18 protein-coding genes and 1 tRNA gene are annotated in these 17,365 nt (G+C 73.5%); 13 read left to right on the top strand and 6 right to left on the bottom strand.

The genetic code is table 11. From position 1 onward, the window contains the following. Nucleotides 1-114 precede the first annotated feature (114 nt). Genes ABZ806_RS27475 through ABZ806_RS27455 form a run of 5 tightly spaced genes read left to right on the top strand, consistent with a single transcriptional unit; the run spans nucleotide 115 to nucleotide 6,203 of the window. Nucleotides 115-1,137: a serine/threonine-protein kinase gene (locus ABZ806_RS27475; RefSeq protein ID WP_500220282.1), complete on the top strand. Its 1,023-nt coding sequence runs from the start codon at nucleotides 115-117 to the stop codon at nucleotides 1,135-1,137. A gap of 12 nt (nucleotides 1,138-1,149) precedes the next feature. Further along, complete coding sequence (locus ABZ806_RS27470) at nucleotides 1,150-2,121, top strand: hypothetical protein (protein WP_500220281.1); 972 nt, start codon at nucleotides 1,150-1,152, stop codon at nucleotides 2,119-2,121. A gap of 19 nt (nucleotides 2,122-2,140) precedes the next feature. Beyond that, nucleotides 2,141-3,469 (top strand): adenylosuccinate synthetase, encoded by a 1,329-nt coding sequence (locus ABZ806_RS27465; RefSeq protein ID WP_500220280.1) that lies wholly within the window; start codon nucleotides 2,141-2,143, stop codon nucleotides 3,467-3,469. 44 nt (nucleotides 3,470-3,513) lie between these two features. Beyond that, a complete protein-coding gene (locus tag ABZ806_RS27460; RefSeq protein ID WP_500220279.1) occupies nucleotides 3,514-5,475 on the top strand; it encodes a hypothetical protein in 1,962 nt (653 codons plus the stop codon). Nucleotides 5,476-5,498: 23 nt separating this feature from the next. After that, nucleotides 5,499-6,203 (top strand): 3-keto-5-aminohexanoate cleavage protein, encoded by a 705-nt coding sequence (locus ABZ806_RS27455; protein WP_500220278.1) that lies wholly within the window; start codon nucleotides 5,499-5,501, stop codon nucleotides 6,201-6,203. A 7-nt stretch (nucleotides 6,204-6,210) separates the two neighbouring features. Here ABZ806_RS27455 and ABZ806_RS27450 read toward each other — a convergent pair whose 3' ends face one another. Genes ABZ806_RS27450 through ABZ806_RS27440 form a run of 3 tightly spaced genes read right to left on the bottom strand, consistent with a single transcriptional unit; the run spans nucleotide 6,211 to nucleotide 9,195 of the window. Then, nucleotides 6,211-6,822 carry an Rv1733c family protein gene (locus ABZ806_RS27450; RefSeq protein WP_500220277.1) on the bottom strand — a complete coding sequence of 204 codons (612 nt, stop codon included), beginning with the start codon at nucleotides 6,820-6,822 and terminating at the stop codon, nucleotides 6,211-6,213. 44 nt (nucleotides 6,823-6,866) lie between these two features. Then, nucleotides 6,867-8,501 carry an MFS transporter gene (locus ABZ806_RS27445; protein WP_500220276.1) on the bottom strand — a complete coding sequence of 545 codons (1,635 nt, stop codon included), beginning with the start codon at nucleotides 8,499-8,501 and terminating at the stop codon, nucleotides 6,867-6,869. Nucleotides 8,502-8,511: 10 nt separating this feature from the next. Next, complete coding sequence (locus ABZ806_RS27440) at nucleotides 8,512-9,195, bottom strand: LppX_LprAFG lipoprotein (protein ID WP_500220275.1); 684 nt, start codon at nucleotides 9,193-9,195, stop codon at nucleotides 8,512-8,514. A 156-nt stretch (nucleotides 9,196-9,351) separates the two neighbouring features. On the opposite strand from ABZ806_RS27440, the gene ABZ806_RS27435 reads away from it, so the two are divergent. Further along, nucleotides 9,352-9,425: transfer RNA gene (locus ABZ806_RS27435), tRNA-Ile, on the top strand. A gap of 188 nt (nucleotides 9,426-9,613) precedes the next feature. Here ABZ806_RS27435 and ABZ806_RS27430 read toward each other — a convergent pair. Next, complete coding sequence (locus ABZ806_RS27430) at nucleotides 9,614-10,387, bottom strand: enoyl-CoA hydratase-related protein (RefSeq protein ID WP_500220274.1); 774 nt, start codon at nucleotides 10,385-10,387, stop codon at nucleotides 9,614-9,616. A 65-nt stretch (nucleotides 10,388-10,452) separates the two neighbouring features. On the opposite strand from ABZ806_RS27430, the gene ABZ806_RS27425 reads away from it, so the two are divergent. Both ABZ806_RS27425 and ABZ806_RS27420 read left to right on the top strand, forming a co-directional pair. Then, nucleotides 10,453-10,839, top strand: a complete 387-nt coding sequence (locus tag ABZ806_RS27425; RefSeq protein ID WP_500220273.1) for a DUF7715 family protein — start codon at nucleotides 10,453-10,455, stop codon at nucleotides 10,837-10,839. Nucleotides 10,840-10,856: 17 nt separating this feature from the next. Beyond that, nucleotides 10,857-11,147 carry an MTH1187 family thiamine-binding protein gene (locus tag ABZ806_RS27420; protein ID WP_500220272.1) on the top strand — a complete coding sequence of 97 codons (291 nt, stop codon included), beginning with the start codon at nucleotides 10,857-10,859 and terminating at the stop codon, nucleotides 11,145-11,147. On the opposite strand, the gene ABZ806_RS27415 is transcribed toward ABZ806_RS27420, so the two are convergent. Then, entirely contained in the window at nucleotides 11,140-11,490 is a 351-nt protein-coding gene (locus tag ABZ806_RS27415; protein ID WP_500220271.1) for an STAS domain-containing protein, read from the bottom strand. The two genes, ABZ806_RS27420 and ABZ806_RS27415, sit on opposite strands and share 8 nt — an antisense overlap. A gap of 32 nt (nucleotides 11,491-11,522) precedes the next feature. Continuing rightward, nucleotides 11,523-12,248: a neutral zinc metallopeptidase gene (locus ABZ806_RS27410; RefSeq protein WP_500220270.1), complete on the bottom strand. Its 726-nt coding sequence runs from the start codon at nucleotides 12,246-12,248 to the stop codon at nucleotides 11,523-11,525. Nucleotides 12,249-12,420: 172 nt separating this feature from the next. On the opposite strand from ABZ806_RS27410, the gene ABZ806_RS27405 reads away from it, so the two are divergent. Genes ABZ806_RS27405 through ABZ806_RS27385 form a run of 5 tightly spaced genes read left to right on the top strand, consistent with a single transcriptional unit; the run spans nucleotide 12,421 to nucleotide 17,362 of the window. Further along, nucleotides 12,421-13,221 (top strand): ABC transporter ATP-binding protein, encoded by an 801-nt coding sequence (locus tag ABZ806_RS27405; RefSeq protein ID WP_500220269.1) that lies wholly within the window; start codon nucleotides 12,421-12,423, stop codon nucleotides 13,219-13,221. A gap of 50 nt (nucleotides 13,222-13,271) precedes the next feature. After that, complete coding sequence (locus tag ABZ806_RS27400) at nucleotides 13,272-14,117, top strand: ABC transporter ATP-binding protein (RefSeq protein WP_500220268.1); 846 nt, start codon at nucleotides 13,272-13,274, stop codon at nucleotides 14,115-14,117. Next, the gene (locus ABZ806_RS27395) at nucleotides 14,114-15,004 is read left to right on the top strand and encodes a branched-chain amino acid ABC transporter permease (RefSeq protein WP_500220267.1); all 891 of its coding nucleotides are present in this window, start codon (nucleotides 14,114-14,116) and stop codon (nucleotides 15,002-15,004) included. The genes ABZ806_RS27400 and ABZ806_RS27395 overlap by 4 nt, the downstream gene beginning before the upstream one ends. Further along, the gene (locus tag ABZ806_RS27390) at nucleotides 14,997-16,097 is read left to right on the top strand and encodes a branched-chain amino acid ABC transporter permease (protein WP_500220266.1); all 1,101 of its coding nucleotides are present in this window, start codon (nucleotides 14,997-14,999) and stop codon (nucleotides 16,095-16,097) included. Before ABZ806_RS27395 ends, ABZ806_RS27390 begins: the two co-directional genes overlap by 8 nt. Beyond that, entirely contained in the window at nucleotides 16,094-17,362 is a 1,269-nt protein-coding gene (locus ABZ806_RS27385; protein WP_500220265.1) for an ABC transporter substrate-binding protein, read from the top strand. Before ABZ806_RS27390 ends, ABZ806_RS27385 begins: the two co-directional genes overlap by 4 nt. Nucleotides 17,363-17,365: the final 3 nt, after the last annotated feature.

The raw sequence follows: 17,365 nt of genomic DNA, 5'->3' as shown, positions 1-17,365 counted from the left end.
CGTTCTTGTGTTCGTGAGCGTATCCCCCCGCCCGGCCGGGCGCGGGGGGGGGGGGGGGGGCCCCGGGGGGGGGGGGGGGGGCGGCGCCCCCCCCCCCCCCCACGGGAGACGGGGATGAACGCCCTGGACGACGCGCTGGCGCGACTGGACCGGGCGCGCGTCCCGGCCGACCTGTTCGGCGGCGACGCGGCGGAGGCGGCGCGGCGGTACCGGCGGTTGGCGCGGCTCGTCCACCCGGACGCGACCGGCGGCCGCACCCGCGAGGCGTTCATCCGGCTGAACGCGCTGTGGCGCACCTACAACCGCGGCGACCTGGGCCTGATCACCACCCGCCGGCACGCGTACCGCCTGGCCGGCGACCCGATCGGCGGCGACCTCGCCGAGCTGTACCCGGCGCGTTCCGAGACCGGCCGCGACGTGCTGCTGAAGATGCCGCGCGACCCGCGCGACAGCGACCTGATCGAGCGGGAGGCGGTGGCCCTCCGCCGGCTGGCGAAGGACGGCGACGCGAGGTTCCTGCCGTACGTGCCGCGCCTGGTCGAGTCGTTCCGCCACCGGGACGCCGCGACCGGGGCGCAGCGGCAGGTCAACGCGGTCGCCGCGCTGGACGGCTTCCACAGCCTGGCGGAGGTCGCGAGGGCCTGCCCCGCCGGCGTCGACCCGCGCGACGCGGCCTGGATGTGGCGGCGGCTGCTGGTCGGCCTCGGGTTCGCGCACCGCGCGGGCGTGCTGCACGGCGCGGTCCTCCCCGACCACGTGCTGATCCACCCGGAGGAGCACGGCCTGGTCCTCGTCGACTGGTGCTACTCCGTCTCCGGCCGCGACGCGCACGCCGGTCCGTCCGGGCGCGTCCCCGCGATGGTCGACCGGTACGCGGACCGGTACCCGCCCGAGGTGCCGGGCCGGCGGCCGGCGAGCCCCGCCACCGACCTCTTCATGGCCACCCGGTGCATGACCGAACTGATGGGCGGCAAGGCGCCCCCGGCGATGCGCACTTTCGCACGCGGCTGCACGCCGCCCGCGCAGAACCGGCGCCCGTCCGACGCCTGGCGCCTGCTGGAGGAGCTGGACGAGCTGCTGGAGCGGCTCTACGGCCCGCGGCGCTTCCGCCCCTTCCACCTGCCCGTCCCGAACTGAAGGAGAACCGCCATGGGAAGCGGACACTGGTCCACCGACGTCTACGCCGCCCGCGCGAGCTACCGCGCGTCCACCGGCGCCAGCGCGTTCGCCTACTCCGACGGCGGCGCCACCGCCGTCCACGCCGACCTCGACCCGCGCGGCGTGACCGCGCGGGAGAGCCGGGACTCCGCCGACCACCCCGAGTCGCTCGCGATCGGCGTGCTGTTCGACGTGACCGGCTCGATGGGCAACGTGCCCCGGACGCTGCAGGCCAAGCTCCCCGACCTGCTCGGGCTGCTGCTGCGCAAGGGGTACGTCAGGGACCCGCACATCCTGTTCGGCGCGGTCGGCGACGCGACCTGCGACCGGGCGCCGCTGCAGGTCGGCCAGTTCGAGGCCGACAACCGGATGGACGACGACCTCGGCAAGATCCTCCTCGAGGGCGGGGGCGGCGGCCAGATGCGCGAGTCCTACGAGCTGGGCATGTACTTCATGGCCCGGCACACCGCGATCGACTGCTTCGAGAAGCGGGGCAGGCGCGGCTACCTGTTCATGATCGGCGACGAGCTCGCCTACCCGAAGGCGAAGCGGCGCGAGATCGCGAAGGTCATCGGCGACGAGCGGGCCGAGGACGTCCCGATCGCCGACCTCGTCCGGGAACTGCAGCGCAAGTACGACGTGTACTTCATCATCCCCGAGGGCGCCTACCACTCCGGGAGCCGCGAGCTGGCGGACTTCTGGCGCACGCTCCTCGGCCAGAACGTCCTCTACCTGGACGATCTCGACGCCGTCTGCGAGACGATCGCGCTGACCATCGGGCTCGCCGAGGACGCCATCGACCTCGACGAGGGCCTGGAGCACCTGGCCGAGGCCGGGTCGGACGCCGGCGCGTCGGTGTCGCGCGCCCTCGCCCCGCTGGACGCGGCCCGCGCGCCGGTCGCGGTGTCGTCCACGCCGCCGGGGCTGGACGCCGCGGGCCCGTCCGCGACGACCCGCCTCTGAGCCCATGGACCGCGACCGCATGATCCAAGACGGCGGGGACCACGTGATCGTCGTCGACCTCGGCTTCGGGGACGCGGGCAAGGGCACGGTCGTCGACCACCTCTGCGCCGCGAACGCGCCCGCTCCGGGCGGGCGACCCCCCGGAGCCCCCGGCGGCCGGGAGGTCGCCGCGGTCGTGCGGTTCAACGGCGGCGCGCAGGCGGCCCACAACGTCGTCGCGGCCGACGGGCGGCACCACACGTTCGCCCAGTTCGGCTCGGGCACGTTCACGCCCGGCGTGCGGACGCACCTGTCGCGGTTCATGCTGGTCGACCCGCTGGCCCTGGCCGCCGAGGCCGACCACCTGCGGGCGCTCGGCGTCGGCGACGCGCTCGACCGGCTCACCGTGGACCGGGACGCGCTCCTCACGACGCCCTACCACCGGGCCGCCAACCGCGCGCGGGAGTCGGCGCGCGGCGCGGCCCGGCACGGGTCGTGCGGCATGGGGATCGGCGAGACGGCGTCCTACGCGCTCGCGCACGGCGACGCGCCCCGCGCGGGCGACTGCCGGTCGCCCGCGCGGCTGCGGCGCCGGCTCGCCGCGCTCCGCGACTGGTACCTCGACATGTTCCCGGGCGGGGACGACGTCCCCGACGTCGCCGCCTGCGCCGACGCCTTCACCGCGTTCGGCGGGCGGGTCCGCGTCGTCGGCGGCGGCCACCTGCGCGGCCTGCTGCGCGCCGGACGCGTCGTGTTCGAGGGCGCCCAGGGCGTCCTGCTGGACGAATGGCACGGCTTCCACCCGTACACGACCTGGTCGACGACGACGTTCGCCAACGCCGAGACGCTGCTGGCGGAGGCGGGCGCCACGGCGACGCGGCTCGGGGTGCTGCGCGCGTACGCGACCCGGCACGGCCCCGGCCCGTTCGTCACCGAGGACCCGGCGCTCACCGCCGGCCTCCCCGACCGGCACAACGGCACGGGCCGCTGGCAGGGCGCGTTCCGGGTCGGCCACCTCGACGCCGTCGCGCTCCGGTACGCGCTGGAGGCGGCGGGCGGCGCGGACGGCCTGGCGGTCACGCATCTGGACGTCGCGGGGGCACGTCCGGACCTGCGCGTCTGCCGGGCCTACGCGCTGGACGGCGGACGGGTCGGGCGGCTGGAGACCGGGCCGCCCGACCTGGACCGCCAGGCCGCCCTCACCCGCCGCCTGCTGCGCGCGCGGCCCGTCTACGCGCCGCTCGGCGACCCCGTCGAGACGATCGAGGACGCGCTGGGGACGCCGGTCGTCCTGCGCTCCTACGGCCCGGCGTCGGCCGACAAGCGGGTTGGCCACCATCGGACACCCATTGACCTCGGCCGCCGGTAGGACCAAGATCCCGCTGAACGCCGCGGATCTTCCGGAGGTGGACGTTGCGTCTCCCCCAGCGCACGCTTGCGGCCCTGGCCGCGATGGCCGCGTCGCTCGCACTGCTGACCGTCCCGGCGCCGGCCGCGTCGGCGCGGACGGACGACGGGTGCGACCCGATCGACCCGGCCGCGTGCCTGCTGCCGTTCCCGAGCGACTGGTACACGGTGGCGGACGGGAGCACGGCGACGGGCCGCCGCGTCCACCTGCGCACGACCCTCAAGAACGCGCTGGGCGTCCCGGTGTCGCCGGACGAGTGGAACCGGTCGGACGGCTTCTCCCCCGGCTCGCCGCTGCTCAGCCGCGTCCCGGGCGTCGACCTGGCCCGCAGCGGCGCCGCGCCGATCACCGACATCGGCTCCTCGCTGGACGCCGACGCCCCGATCGTGATCGTCGACACCGCGACCGGCGAACGCTGGCCGTACTGGGCGGAACTGGACGCCAACGCGCCCGATGACCGGAAGGCGCTGATCGTCCGTCCCGCGAAGAACTTCCGGGAGGGTCACCACTACGCGGTCGCGCTGCGGAACCTGCGCGACGCGTCCGGGAACCCGATCGAGCCGAACGCCGCGTTCGCCAGGATCCTCGGCGCCGACCTGCCGTCCGCCGACCCGCTCTCCGCGCGGCAGCGGGAGGAGAGGAAGGTCCTCGCCGCGCTCCAGGCGAACGGCGTGGGCCGCGACGGCCTCTACCTCGCGTGGGACTTCACCGTCGCGAGCCGGCAGAGCCTCGCCGGGCCGGTGCTGCACATGCGCGACGAGGCGCTCAGCAGGCTGGGTAACCGGTCGCCGTCCTTCTTCGTGACCCAGGTGACCGACAACGTGGACGACAAGATCGCCCGCGAGGTCAAGGGCATCGTCTGGGCGCCGAGCTACCTCGACCAGTACGGCGGGCTGCCCGGATCGTCCCTGCACCGGGGCCGGGACGGGCAGCCGTCGCAGCTGCCCTTCAACTCCCAGGCCGTCCCGTTCCAGTGCGAGATCCCGAAGTCGGCGTTCGACGACCCGGCCCGTCCGGCCCTCTACGGGCACGGCCTGCTCGGCAGCGAGGGCGAGGTCGACGCGGGCAACGTCAAGTCGATGGCCGCCGAGCACGGCTTCGTCTTCTGCGCCACCAAGTGGATCGGCATGGCCGACGAGGACGTCCCGAACGTGGTCACGGCGCTCGCCGACCTCACCCGCTTCCGGACGGTCGCCGACCGCCTCCAGCAGAGCCTGCTCAACTTCACCTTCCTCGGCCGGGCCATGACCCGCGGATTCGCCGCGAACAAGGCGTTCCAGAACGGCGCGGGCGCCTCCGTGATCGACACCGGGGCCGAGCTGACCTACGACGGCAACAGCCAGGGCGGCATCATGGGCGGCGCCCTCACCGCCGTGTCCCCCGACATCCGGCGGGCCGTCCTCGGCGTCCCGGCGATGAACTACAGCACGCTGCTCAACCGCAGCGCCGACTTCCCCCAGTACGCGCAGGTCCTCGACCTGTTCTACCCGGACAAGCTCGACCAGCAGATCGGCCTCGCGCTGATCCAGATGCTGTGGGACCGCGGCGAGGCCGACGGCTACGCCCAGCACATGACCGACGACCCGCTGCCGAACACCCCGAAGCACCGGGTGCTCATGCACGTGGCGTTCGGCGACCACCAGGTGGCGCCGGTCGCCGCCGAGGTGGAGGCCCGCACGATCGGCGCGCACATCCACGCCCCGACCGTCCGACCGGGACGCAACCCCGACAAGGTGCCGTACTGGGGCATCCCGGCGTTCGGCTCGTCCTACGACGGCTCCGCCATGGTCGTGTGGGACAGCGGCTCCCCCGCGCCGCCGCTGACGAACACCCCGCCCACGCAGGGGCGCGACCCCCACTCCGACCCCCGCAGCAACGCCGACGCCCGCCGCCAGAAGGCGACGTTCCTGAAGACGGGCACGGTCGTGGACGTGTGCGGAGGGGCACCCTGCGTCATCACCCCCTGACCCCCACCTGAGAAGATCGGACCATGCTCCAGGTCTGCCCGAACGGGCCCCGGACCGAGGGCGTGCCGGTATCGCCGGACGAGGTCGCCTTCGCCGTCCGCATCGCCGCCGACGTCGGCGCGCAGGACGTGCACCTGCACCCGAAGGACGACGCGGGCGCCGACACCCTGGACCCGTTCCGCGTCGCCGAGACCGTCACGGCCGTCCGCGCGACGACGCCGTCCATCCACGTCGGCGTCACCACGGGCGCCTGGACGGCCCCCGACCCGGCCGAGCGCGCCGCGCTGATCCGGTCCTGGACCGTCCTGCCCGACCACGCGTCGGTGAACTTCCACGAGGACGGCGCCGACCTGGTCGCCGAGGCGCTGTTCGAGCGGGGCGTCGCGGTCGAGGCGGGCCTGTTCTCCGGCACCGAGGCCGCCGAGCGGTTCCTGCGCTGGCCGCACGCCCACCACGTGCTGCGGATCCTGGCGGAGGTCACCGACACCGACCCGGTGACCGCGACCGGCACCGCCAAGGCGCTGCTGCACGCCATCGGCACCCGGCACGACCGCCCGATCCTGCTGCACGGCGAGGACGGCGGCGCCTGGCCGGTGCTGCGCCTCGCCGTCCGGCACAACCTGGACGTCCGGATCGGGCTGGAGGACACCCTCGCCCTCCCGGACGGCTCCCCGGCCGGGGACAACGCCACCCTGATCCAGACGGCCCGCGCGCTGCTCGCCCCGTAGCCGCGGGCTAGGAGCGGGGGTTGTGGCCGGCGGCGTCCAGCCGCGCCCAGTCGGCCTCCCACAGCGCGTCGCGGTGCCGGTCGCAGCGGCGGCGGACGACGACGTAGCCGAACAGCACCGGTATCGCGCAGCCGAGGACGGCGGCGGCGCCCGCGTAGACCGCGTCGGTCACCGTGCGGCTGTGCGGGCGGGGGCGCACCGCCGGGTCGCCGTTCCGGTCGACCCAGATCGTCCGCTGCGCGCCGACCTTGACGTTCTTCCAGCTCGGCAGCGTCCCGATGCGGGGCTCGCCGCCCGGACCCGGCCAGGTCGCCTGGACGGCCTCGTGGATGTAGCGGTCGCCGGACGAGCCGACCCCGCCGGTCGAGGTGACGGTGGCGACCACCCGGTGCCGGTTCGCGCGCTCGGCGTTCTCCGCGTGCGTCCCCGCGTCATAGGACCACGACACGGCCAGCGCCGCCACCGGCGGCGCGGCGGCGAGCAGGAGCAGCAGCAGCCCGAGGGCCAGCAGCCGCTGGACGCGGTCCACCCGGCGGCGCAGCCCGTTGCGCTCCAGGCCGAGCCGGCGGCGCAGCCTTCGGACAGGCGTGCCTCCGCGACGGATGCCGGACCTGCGCATCTGCGTTCACCTCCCCGGGGATCGCCCTCCCGGCAAGAGGCCCTTCAACCTTCTTTACCGAGGATATTCCCGAGTTCGTTGATCGGCACATCGCCGGTGGCCGAATCATTTCCCGGATCGCGTCCGATATGCCGGATTGATGACCGTTTTAGGCCATCGTCCGGACCCGCCGCGCCGTCCGGGACGCCCGGGGCCTCCCGCCGCGCCCCGGCCGCCAGCGCCAGCAGGGCCCCGAGCGCGCACATCCCGGCGGTGATCCAGAAGATCTCCTGGTACTCGGTGCGCAGCGCGTCCTGCAGCGCCGCGTTGTACACCTCCATCTGCCGCGCGAACTCGTCCTTCGACATCAGGAACGGCAGCGGCGGCTTCAACTCGGCCGTCAGCGCGTGGAACCGGTAGAACCCCCAGCCCGACAGCGCCGAGACGCCGAGCAGCATCCCCATCATCCGCGCCACCACCACCGCCGCCGACGCGACGCCGTGCCGCCCCGCCGGGACGTACGCCAGCACCGCCGACGACACCGGCGCGATCACCAGGCCGAGGCCGAGACCGGTCACGATCAGATCGACGTCCATCCGCGGGAACGGCCCGTACGAGGCGTTCGCCAGATCCGCCGGCCAGCCCGCGATCAGCAGGTAGCCGCCCGCCGAGACCGCCATGCCGACCGCCATCGGCCACCGCTCCCCCACCCGCCGCGCGACCAGCCCGCCCGCCACCGCCGCGACCGGCAGCGCCACCAGGAACCGCGTCAGCAGCAGCGCGCCCTCCGTCGTGTCCTTGTGCAGGACGGTCTGCGCCACCAGCACGACGTCCACCAGCGTCACCATCAGCGCCGCACCCGACAGCAGGCTCACGCCCAGCACCGCCAGCAGCGGCACCCGCCGCACCCCCGACAGGTCGAACAGCCGCGTCCTCGACCTGACCTCCCACAGGACGAACACCGCGAGCACCACCGCGCCCGCCGCCAGCACCGGCAGCCCCCACGGCGGCAGCGCCGACTCCTCCGGCTCCGGGTTGTAGACCCCCACCACCAGCAGCCCCAGCCCGAGCGCCAGCAGCACGCCCCCGACGACGTCCACGCCGGGCCGCTCCCCGCTGTCGGGCGCCGCGCCGCGCCCGCCCGGCACCGCGACCTGCACGGCCGCCATCGCCGCCACCACCAGCGGCACGTTGATCCAGAAGATCGCCCGCCAGTCCAGCACCGCCGCGATCCCCGCCCCGTACAGCGGGCCGAGCACACTCCCCAGCTCCTGCGCGGCCCCCACCGCGCCGAGCACCACCGGCCGCTGCCGCTCCTCCCACAGATCCCCGGCCAGCGCCATCGTCACCGGCAGCAGCGCGCCGCCCGCGATGCCCTGCACCACCCGGCCCGCCGTCAGCACCGGCACGTCCCCCGCCAGCGCCGTCACCACCGAACCCACCGCGAAGAACAGCAGGCACACCTGCAGCAGCGGACGCCGCCCGAACCGGTCCGACAGCTGCCCGAGCAGCGGCATCGCCGCCACATACCCCAGCAGGAACCCCGTCAGGACCGGCGTCACCCGCTCCAGCCGGTTGATCGGGATCCCGACGTCCTTCACCATCGGCACCAGGACCGTCGTCACCACATAGGCGTCCAGCGCGGCCAGCAGCACCACCGCGCCGCCCGCCCCGATCGCGACCCGGCGCCGCGTCCTCATCCCCGCCGCCCTACTTCGGCGCGCTGATCTTGTACGGGGCGTCGAACTCGGTGAACGAGATCACCACCGCGCCGCCCTTCGGGAACTGCCCGCGCACCTTCAGCAGCCGGTGATCGGCCTTCCCGACCCACACCTGGCCGTCCATGTCCGCGCTGATCCCCGGAATCAGGCCCGCGATCTGCGCCTTCGGCAGCTTCGCGCCCACCCGGTAGGCGTCCTCGCCGTCCACCTTCTCCACCGCCTGCGGCTCCGGCGCCGCCGCCGACGACAGCAGCATCGGAATCCCCCGCTGCGGATCCAGCACCGCCGACGGGTCGTACACCGACGCCGCCAGCGCCTTCGGCAGCTTCCGCCAGCCGCCCGTCCCCGCGTCCAGATAGATGCTGTCGCCCACCGCGACGACCTTCATCTCGATGTTCTGGCCCTGCTGCTCGACCGTCAGCGTCCCCTCCGCGTCCCCGCTCCGCAGCAGCTTCATGTCGCCGCCCTTCACGATGACCGGCGTCTTCCCGTCCGACTCCAGCGTGAACCCGACACTCTTCAGCGCCCCCATCGCCTGCGCCGCCTGCCGGAGCGTCCCCGCGGCGTCGAACTCCGCCTTCTTCCCGCCACCGCCGTCGTCCCCGTCATCACACGCACCGGTGAACACCAGCGCCAGCAGAACGGGAACGAGAACGAGCATGCGTCTGGACATACGCGGGACCCTACCGACGAGTCACCACACCCGTCACTCGCCTTCTGGTATGACTTCGCCCCGCCAAAAGGAGGACATCACCACGCGTCACAGCGCCCGCCCCCGCTAAGATTGCACGCGGCAAAACCCCCACCGGCACCCCGGGGGAACGGCCTCGGGGCGGTAGCTCAGCTGGTCAGAGCAGAAGACTCATAATCTTCCGGTCGCGGGTTCGAGTCCCGCCCGCCCTACAGCGATGGGACACGTGTGTCCGCGGAGAGCGCGGACCATGTCGCTTCCGCCATGCCTTTCCGGGGGGCGACCCCCGGACCCCCGATGTGGGGGCCTCCGCCCCCACGCCCCTCCCGGCCCAGGTCAGTGCGTATCCTCCGCTCCGCGCGGGGTTGGGCGTCTTGGGGCTCCGACCCTCCCGGTCGGGTTAGGCGGGCCAGGTGGGGTGGCGTTTTTCTAGGAACGCCTTCATGCCCTCTTGGGCCTCTGGGGTTTGGCTGGAGGCGGCCATTACCTCGATCGCGTAGGTGTAGGCGTCTTGTTCCGGGCGGTCCAGCTGGGCGTACATGGCCTGTTTGCCCAGGGCCTTGCTTCTCGGGCTGCCCTGGGTGGCCCGGGTGAGCAGGTCCAGGGTCGCCTTGTCCAAGTCGGCGTCGGGGACCGCGTAGTTGATCAGGCCCCAGTCGGCCGCCGTTCGCGCGTCGAAGATCTCGCCGGTCAGGGCCATCTCGGCGGCCCTCTTGCGGCCGATGTTGTGGGAGATCGCCACCAGGGGCGTGTGGCAGAACCAGCCGCCCTTGCCGCCCGGGGCCGCGAAGCCCGCGCTCTCGGCGGCGACCGCGAGATCGCAGCTGGCCACCAGTTGGCAGCCCGCGGCGGTGGCCAGGCCGTGGACCCGGGCTACCACCACTTGCGGGACGGCCTGGATCGTCCGCATCAGGTCCGTGCAGACCTGGAGGAGGTCGCGGACGTCGGCGTGCGGCGCCCCCGCCATGTCGGCGAAGTCGTGGCCGGCGGAGAAGACCGGGCCGTTCGCGGCCAGGATGATGCCGCGGGCGTCGGTGCCCGCGGCCTGCTGGAACGCGGCCGTCAGTTCGTGGAGGAATGTCTTGGAGAGCGCGTTGCGGCGTTGGGGACGGTTCATCGTGATCGTGGTGAACGGGCCGTCGCGGTCCAGCAGGACGTCCTTGTCTTCGCTCATGCTTTGAACGTTATGTCAGACCCCCGTCGTACGGTGGGCGGGTCCGAGGACCGAGGGGGTCTGCCTTGAAGCTGCTCACCGCGACCAACACCGGCCAGGGATTGCGCGACAACGACTTCGACTGGTGCGTCGAGGGGGAACTCGTCCACATCGGGATGGTGTGCGCCCGCGACCGGGACGACCCGGACGGGGGCTGCGGCTGCGGCCGGTCCTTCGCCGGGCTCAACTCGCACCGCGCCACGACGACCGCGATGGTCCGGGAGATACCCGGGTTCACCGAGGCCGACCATGTCCTGGCGATCCGGTCCAGCCTTGAGCAGCAGGGCTGCGATCCCGCGTTCGCCGAGCACGAGGCCGCGCTGCTGCGGTGCCTCGTGCGCGACTGGCCGGTGGGGGTGATCGTCGAGCGGCGGCTGGATGAGATCGTGGTGAGGCAGGTCGTCCAGCCATAGATTTCGGGAGGTGCCCGATGCTCGTCGCGTTCTCGGTGACCCCGCTCGGGGCGGGTGAGGAAGTCGGCGAACTCGTCGCGGAGGCGGTCCGGGTGGTGCGGGCCAGCGGCCTCCCCAACCGGACCGACGCCATGTTCACCACGATCGAGGGTGACTGGGACGAGGTCATGGCCGTGGTGAAGGACGCCACCGACGCGGTGGCGGCTCGGGCGCCGAGGGTCGGTCTTGTGCTGAAGGCCGACATCCGGCCGGGGGTGACCGGTGCCCTTGACGGCAAGGTCGAGTCGGTGGAGCGGCACCTCAGCTGAGCCAGTCCCTGATCTCGTCGTCGGTGGGCGGGAGGAGGCACCACAATGCCTCCTCCATCGAGCGGCACAGGGGGATCTCCAGGCGGAGGATCCGGAACAGCTTCGCCACGAACGGATGCACGCCCACCAGGGCCAGGTCTGTCCCACGGGCGCACTGGTGGACCATGCGCAGCCCGTCCACGTCGATGAAGGAGACCCCGGAGAAATCGAGGACGAGCGGCCGGCCGCACAGCGCCCGCAGCCTGGGCCCGACGTCACGACACGACGCCCGGTCCAGTTCCCCGGCGAGCATGACGGTGGTGTGGCGGTCGCTCTCGATGACGACGATGTCGGCGGCGGTCATGACGCCATGATGCTCGGCGGAGGCGTCCCCCGTCAGCTGAAGCAGGCCGGCACGCCGTTCTCGCCGCCGCGCGAGAAGCTGCGGAGGCGCTGGACGGCCGTGCCGTGGTCCCCCGGCTTCGTCCACGGGGCCTTGTCGCCGATGACCTGGAACGCGTCCACCAGCTCCTGCTCGTCGCCCGCCTCGAACCGCAGCGTGCCGTCGTCGGACGAGCCGTAGAGGACGGCCCCCGCCAGGCAGTCGGCCTGGAGCTCGGCGGCGGACGACACCAGGCCCCGGCGGAGCCTCGCCTGGATCGCGTGCCCCCACTCGTGCGCGATCACCAGGTACACCCACGCGTCGCCGCGCGCGTAGCCGGAGCGCATGAGGTGCGCGTCCCACGCCACGTAGTCGCCGGACGGGCAGTACGCCGCGTTGTCGCGGGTCAGCCGTTCCCTGCCGCAGCGGGGAGCCGAGGCCGGGTCGCCGCCGTCGTACAGGCCCACAACGCGCGGTGAGCTGTAGGAGCCGGTGAACAGCTCCGTCCAGTGCCGCCGCCAGTAGTCGTCCGTGGTCGTCTCGGCGGTGGCCAGGTCCTCCTGGAAACCGGCCTCGTCGAACGTGCCCGGCCCGGTCCGCTGCGGCACGGGGGTGCCCTGCGCGGCCGGGCGCACCTGGCCGGGCGGCGGCCGCAGGTCGAACTGGCAGGCGCCGGTCAGCGCGAGCGCGGCGGCGACGGCCGCTCCGGTGCGCCATCGCCGCTGAACATTCTCCCTCATGACGGGACATACGCACGCGCGCCGCCGATGGGTCGAACGGCGCCCCGACTGTGCTCGCCGCACAACCCGGGCGATCGCCGGTTGGACCCCCGCCACGTCTTGCCCCGGCCCCGTAGACGCAGGTCGGCGGCCCGTGCTGGGCTGCCCGCCACACGAACTTACGGAGGGGCGAATGGCGAACGGGACCCTCGCGGTCCGCGATCTGTCGGTGAGCTACGGGCGGGCGGTACGGGCCCTGCGCGGCGTCTCGCTGGACGTCCCGGCGGGCTCGGTCACGGCCGTGCTCGGCGCGAACGGGGCGGGCAAGACGACGCTGCTCCGGGCGATCTCGGGGACGCTGCCGTTCCATCGCGGCGCGGTGGACGGCGGCGCGGTCCGGCTCGGCGACCGGTCCCTCGTCGGGCTGCACCCGGCCACCATCGTGGCGGCCGGCGTGGTGCAGGTGCCGGAGGGGCGGCGGGTGTTCGGCCGGCTCAGCGTGGAGGAGAACCTGCGGGCGGGGGCGCTCGGCGCGCCCGGCCGCGGCGCCGCGGCCAAGGCGCACGGGCGGGTGCTGGAGCTGTTCCCGGTGCTCGCCGAGCGGGCCCGGCAGCGGGCCGGGCTGCTGTCCGGCGGCGAGCAGCAGATGCTCGCGATCGGGCGGGCGCTCATGGCGTGCCCGTCGGTGCTGCTGCTGGACGAGCCGACGCTCGGCCTGGCGCCGCTGATGGCCGAGCGGATCGCCGACACCGTCCGGGAGATCAACCTGCAGGGCACCGCGATCCTGCTGATCGAGCAGAACGCCGCGCTGGCGCTGGAGCTGTCGTCGGAGGCGCACGTGCTGGAGGTCGGCGCCGTCACGCTGCACGGGCCGTCGGCGGAGCTGGCCGCGAGCGACGAGGTCCGGCGGCGCTACCTCGGCGTCGGCGCCGAGGAGGACGAGGGCGACGGCGATTCCACGCCGCCGCCGTCGCTGGAGCGGTGGGCCGGATGAGCGGAGCGAACCGGGGGGAGCGGGGGGTCGTCCCCCCTCGGGAAACAGGGTTGAGCGAAGCGAACCGGGGGGGCGTCCCCCCTCGGGAAACAGGGCTGGGCGAGCTGGTGGTCGAGGGGCTCACGGTGCGGTTCGCCGGGCTGACGGCGCTCGACGGGGTCGGCTTCACGGTGGCGGAGGGCAGTGTCCACGCGGTCATCGGGCCGAACGGGGCGGGCAAGTCGACGTGCTTCAACGTGCTGTCCGGGGTGTACCGGGCGAGCGAGGGCAGCGTCCGGTTCGGCGGCGCGGAGCTGACCGCGCTGCCGCCGCACCGGATCGCCGGCCTCGGCGTGGCCCGGACGTTCCAGAACATCGCCCTGTCGCGGCATCTGTCGGTCGAGGACAACCTGATGCTCGGGCGGCACCGGCTCACCAGGGCCGGGTTCGCCTCGGCGGGGCTGCGCCTGCCGCGGGCGCGCCGCGAGGACGCCCGGCACCGCGAACGGGTCCGCGACATCGCCCGGTTCGTGGGGGTCGATGAGCATCTGGCGGCGCCGGTGGGGCTGCTGTCGTACGGCGTCCAGAAGCGGGTCGAGCTGGCCCGCGCGCTCGCGATGGAACCCCGGCTGCTGCTCCTGGACGAGCCGGTGGCCGGGATGAACGGCGCGGAGCGGCGCCGGATGGCCGGGGTCATCGGCCGGGTCCGCGCCGACCTCGGCGTCTCGGTCCTGCTGGTCGAGCACGACATGGGCATGGTCATGCGGCTGGCCGACGAGGTCACCGTGCTGGACTTCGGCCGGCGCATCGCGGGCGGCGCCCCCGAGCGGGTGCAGCGCGACCCGGCCGTCGTCCGCGCCTACCTCGGCGCCGCGCACGAGCCGCGCGAGGCCGCCGATTCGGAGGGAAACCCTTGAGCACGTTCATCGAGCTGGTGGTCAACGGGGTCTCGGCGGGGTCGGTGTACGCACTGATCGCCCTCGGCTTCGTGATCATCTTCAAGGCCACCGAGGTGGTCAACTTCGCGCACGCGTCGCTGCTGCTGGTGGGCGGCTACGTGACGGCGGTCCTGCACGACGACATCGGGTTCCTCGCGGCGCTCGGCGCGGGCGTCGCCGCGGCGGCGGTCGCGGGCGCGCTGGTGGAGTTCGTGGTGCTGCGCCGCGCCCGCGTCGAGGACCAGGCGGTGCTCGCGATCGTCACGATCGGCGTCGACATCGTGCTGACGACCGCGCTCACGCGGGAGATCGGCACGCAGGTCCTGTCGATGGGCGACCCCTGGCAGAACAAGATCGTGGAGGTGGCGGGCGTCGGCATCGCGCAGACCCGCATCGCCGCGTTCGCGGTCGCGTCGCTGCTGATCGCGGCGTTCCTGCTGGCGTTCCGCTACACCTCGTGGGGCGTGGCGATGCGGGCGGCGGCCGAGGACGGGGAGACGGCGGCGCTGATGGGCGTCCGGCTGACCCGCGTGTCGCTGGCCGCGTGGGCGGTCGCGGGGGCGCTCGCGGCGGTCGCGGCGCTGTTCCTCACCGTGTTCCCCACGCCGGGCCTGGACCGCAGCACGTCGTTCGCGGCGATGAAGGCGTTCCCCGCCGCGATCCTCGGCGGGCTCGACTCGACGACGGGCGCCCTGGTCGGGGGGCTGATCGTCGGGCTCACCGAGTCGCTGGTGACCGGCTACCAGGGCGACCTCGCGTTCATGGGTCGCGGCATCGGGGAGGTGGCGCCGTTCGTGGTGATGCTGCTGGTGCTGCTGGTCCGCCCGGCCGGGCTGTTCGGGACGAGGGAGCTGTCGCGTGTCTGAACGTCCGCTCCGCACGGCGGCCGCGCTCGGCGGCACCCTCGTCCTGCTCGCCATGCCCTTCTACCTGGACGCCTTCTGGCTCCAGACCGGCCTGTTCGCGATGTCGGCGGCGATCGGCGCGATCGGCCTGAACCTGCTGACCGGCGCGACCGGGCAGCTGTCGATGGGGCACGCGTTCTTCCTCGCGGTCGGCGCCTACGGGTATGTGTACCTGGCGTCCGACGGCGGGCCGCACGCCGCCGGCCTCGGGCTGCCGACGCCGCTGGCCTTCCTCGGCGCGATCGTCCTCACCGGCGTCGCGGGCGGCCTGTTCAGCCCCATCGCCGGACGGCTGCGCGGCGTCTACCTCGGCATCGCGTCCCTCGCGCTGATCTTCATCGGGCAGCACGTCCTGTTCAACGCCGAGACCGTCACCGGCGGCTTCAACGGCCGGGACGTCCCGCCGCTGGAGGTGGCCGGGTTCCGCTTCGACGACTCGCCCGAGCTGGTGCTGTTCAACGTGCCGCTCGGCGCGCTGGAGCGGCTGTGGTTCCTCGCCGTGCTGCTGCTGATCCCGGCGGCGTGGATCGCGCGCGGCATCCTGCGCGGCCGGCCGGGACGGGCGATGAACACGATCCGCGACCACGAGACGGCGGCGGCCGTGATGGGCGTGCCGGTGGCGCGCTACCGGGCCGGGGTGTTCGTGCTGTCGTCGATGTACGCGGGCGCCGCCGGGGCGCTGCTCGCGCTGGCGTTCCGCCGGACCGTCCCGGAGTACTTCGGCATGTTCCTGTCCCTGGACTACCTCGCCATGATCGTCATCGGCGGGCTCGGCACCGCCGCCGGGGCGATCGCCGGCGCGGTGTTCGTGTCGGTCCTGCCGCAGCTCCTCACCCGCTTCGGCGACGACCTGCCGCTCGTCGCCGCGCCGGGCTCCGCCGGGGTCTCCCCCGCCGAGGCCGCCCGGATCCTGTACGGCGCCGCCGTCGTCGCCGTCGTCCTGTTCCTGCCCGGCGGCCTGGCCGGGATGTGGCCGCGGCTGCGCACCGCCGCGTCCCGGCGCCGGGCCGCCCGTCCCCTCACCCGTCTCGAACAAGAGGAGCAACCCACATGAACCGAACGGCACGTCTCACGGCGGTCGCCGCCCTGGCGCTCGCGCTGCCGCTGAGCATGGCGTCCGGCTGCAGCAGCAAGGCGACCGGCGAGTCGGGCGGCACCGGGAAGGACGGTGTGAAGACCGGCCCCGGTGTCAGTGACGACACGATCCGCGTCGGTGCCGCGACCGACCTGACCGGCGTCTACGCCCCGCTCGGCAAGAGCCTCACCCAGGCTCAGCAGATGTACTTCGAGCAGGTCAACGCGCAGGGCGGGATCTGCGGGCGCAAGGTCGAGCTGGTCGTGCGCGACCACGGCTACGACGTGCAGAAGGCGGTCGCCGGGTACAGCGAGATGCAGTCGAGCGTCATCGGCCTCGCCCAGTTCGTCGGGTCGCCGATGGTGACGGCGCTCAACCAGCGGATCACCTCCGACAAGATGTTCGTGATCCCGAACGCGTGGGCGACGACACTGCTCGGCAACAAGTACATCCAGGTCACCGGCACGACCTACGACGTCGACATGATCAACGCCCTGGACTTCCTGACCAAGGAGAAGGGGATCAAGAAGGGCGACAAGATCGGGCACGTCTACTTCGAGGGCGACTACGGCGAGAGCGCGCTCGCCGGCTCGAAGTACGCGGCGGGCAAGCTCGGGCTGACGCTCGTCGAGCAGAAGATCAAGGCGACCGACAACGACATGACCGCGCAGGTCTCGGCGCTGAAGGACGCCGGCGTGAAGGCGATCCTGATGAGCGCCGGGCCGAAGCAGTCGGCGTCCCTGGCGGGCGTCGCGCGGGCCAAGGGGATCATGGTGCCGATCGTGGCGAGCAACTCCGGGTTCTCCCCGCAGCTGCTGCAGACCCCGGCCGCGCCCGCGCTGCTGAAGGACTTCTACCTCGCCAGCGCCGGCGCGCCGATCTCGTCCGACCTGCCCGCGATCACGAAGCTGGCCGAAGACTACGGCAAGAAGTACCCGGGGCAGCCGCGCGACAGCGCGGTCGTCAACGGCTACACCGGCGCCGTGATCTTCGCGGACGCGCTGAAGAAGGCGTGCCAGGCCAAGGACCTCACCCGCGAGGGCGTGATCACGGCGCACCGGTCGACGACCGCGCACGACGGCGGCTACGGCACCCCGATGGACTTCTCGAAGGTGGACGAGCCGGGCACCCGCAAGACCTACATCCTGCGGACCGACGCCAAGGCGCTCGGCGGCCTGGTCGTCGAGCGGGACGCCCAGGAGTCGGAGAACGCCGAGACCTACAAGGTCCCGTCGGGGGCCTAGGTC

Origin of the sequence: Spirillospora sp. NPDC047418, assembly GCF_040643275.1 — a bacterium.
Taxonomy (GTDB): domain Bacteria; phylum Actinomycetota; class Actinomycetes; order Streptosporangiales; family Streptosporangiaceae; genus Spirillospora.
Note: the sequence above shows the minus strand (reverse complement) of the source record. Positions and strands in the feature narration are given on the sequence as shown.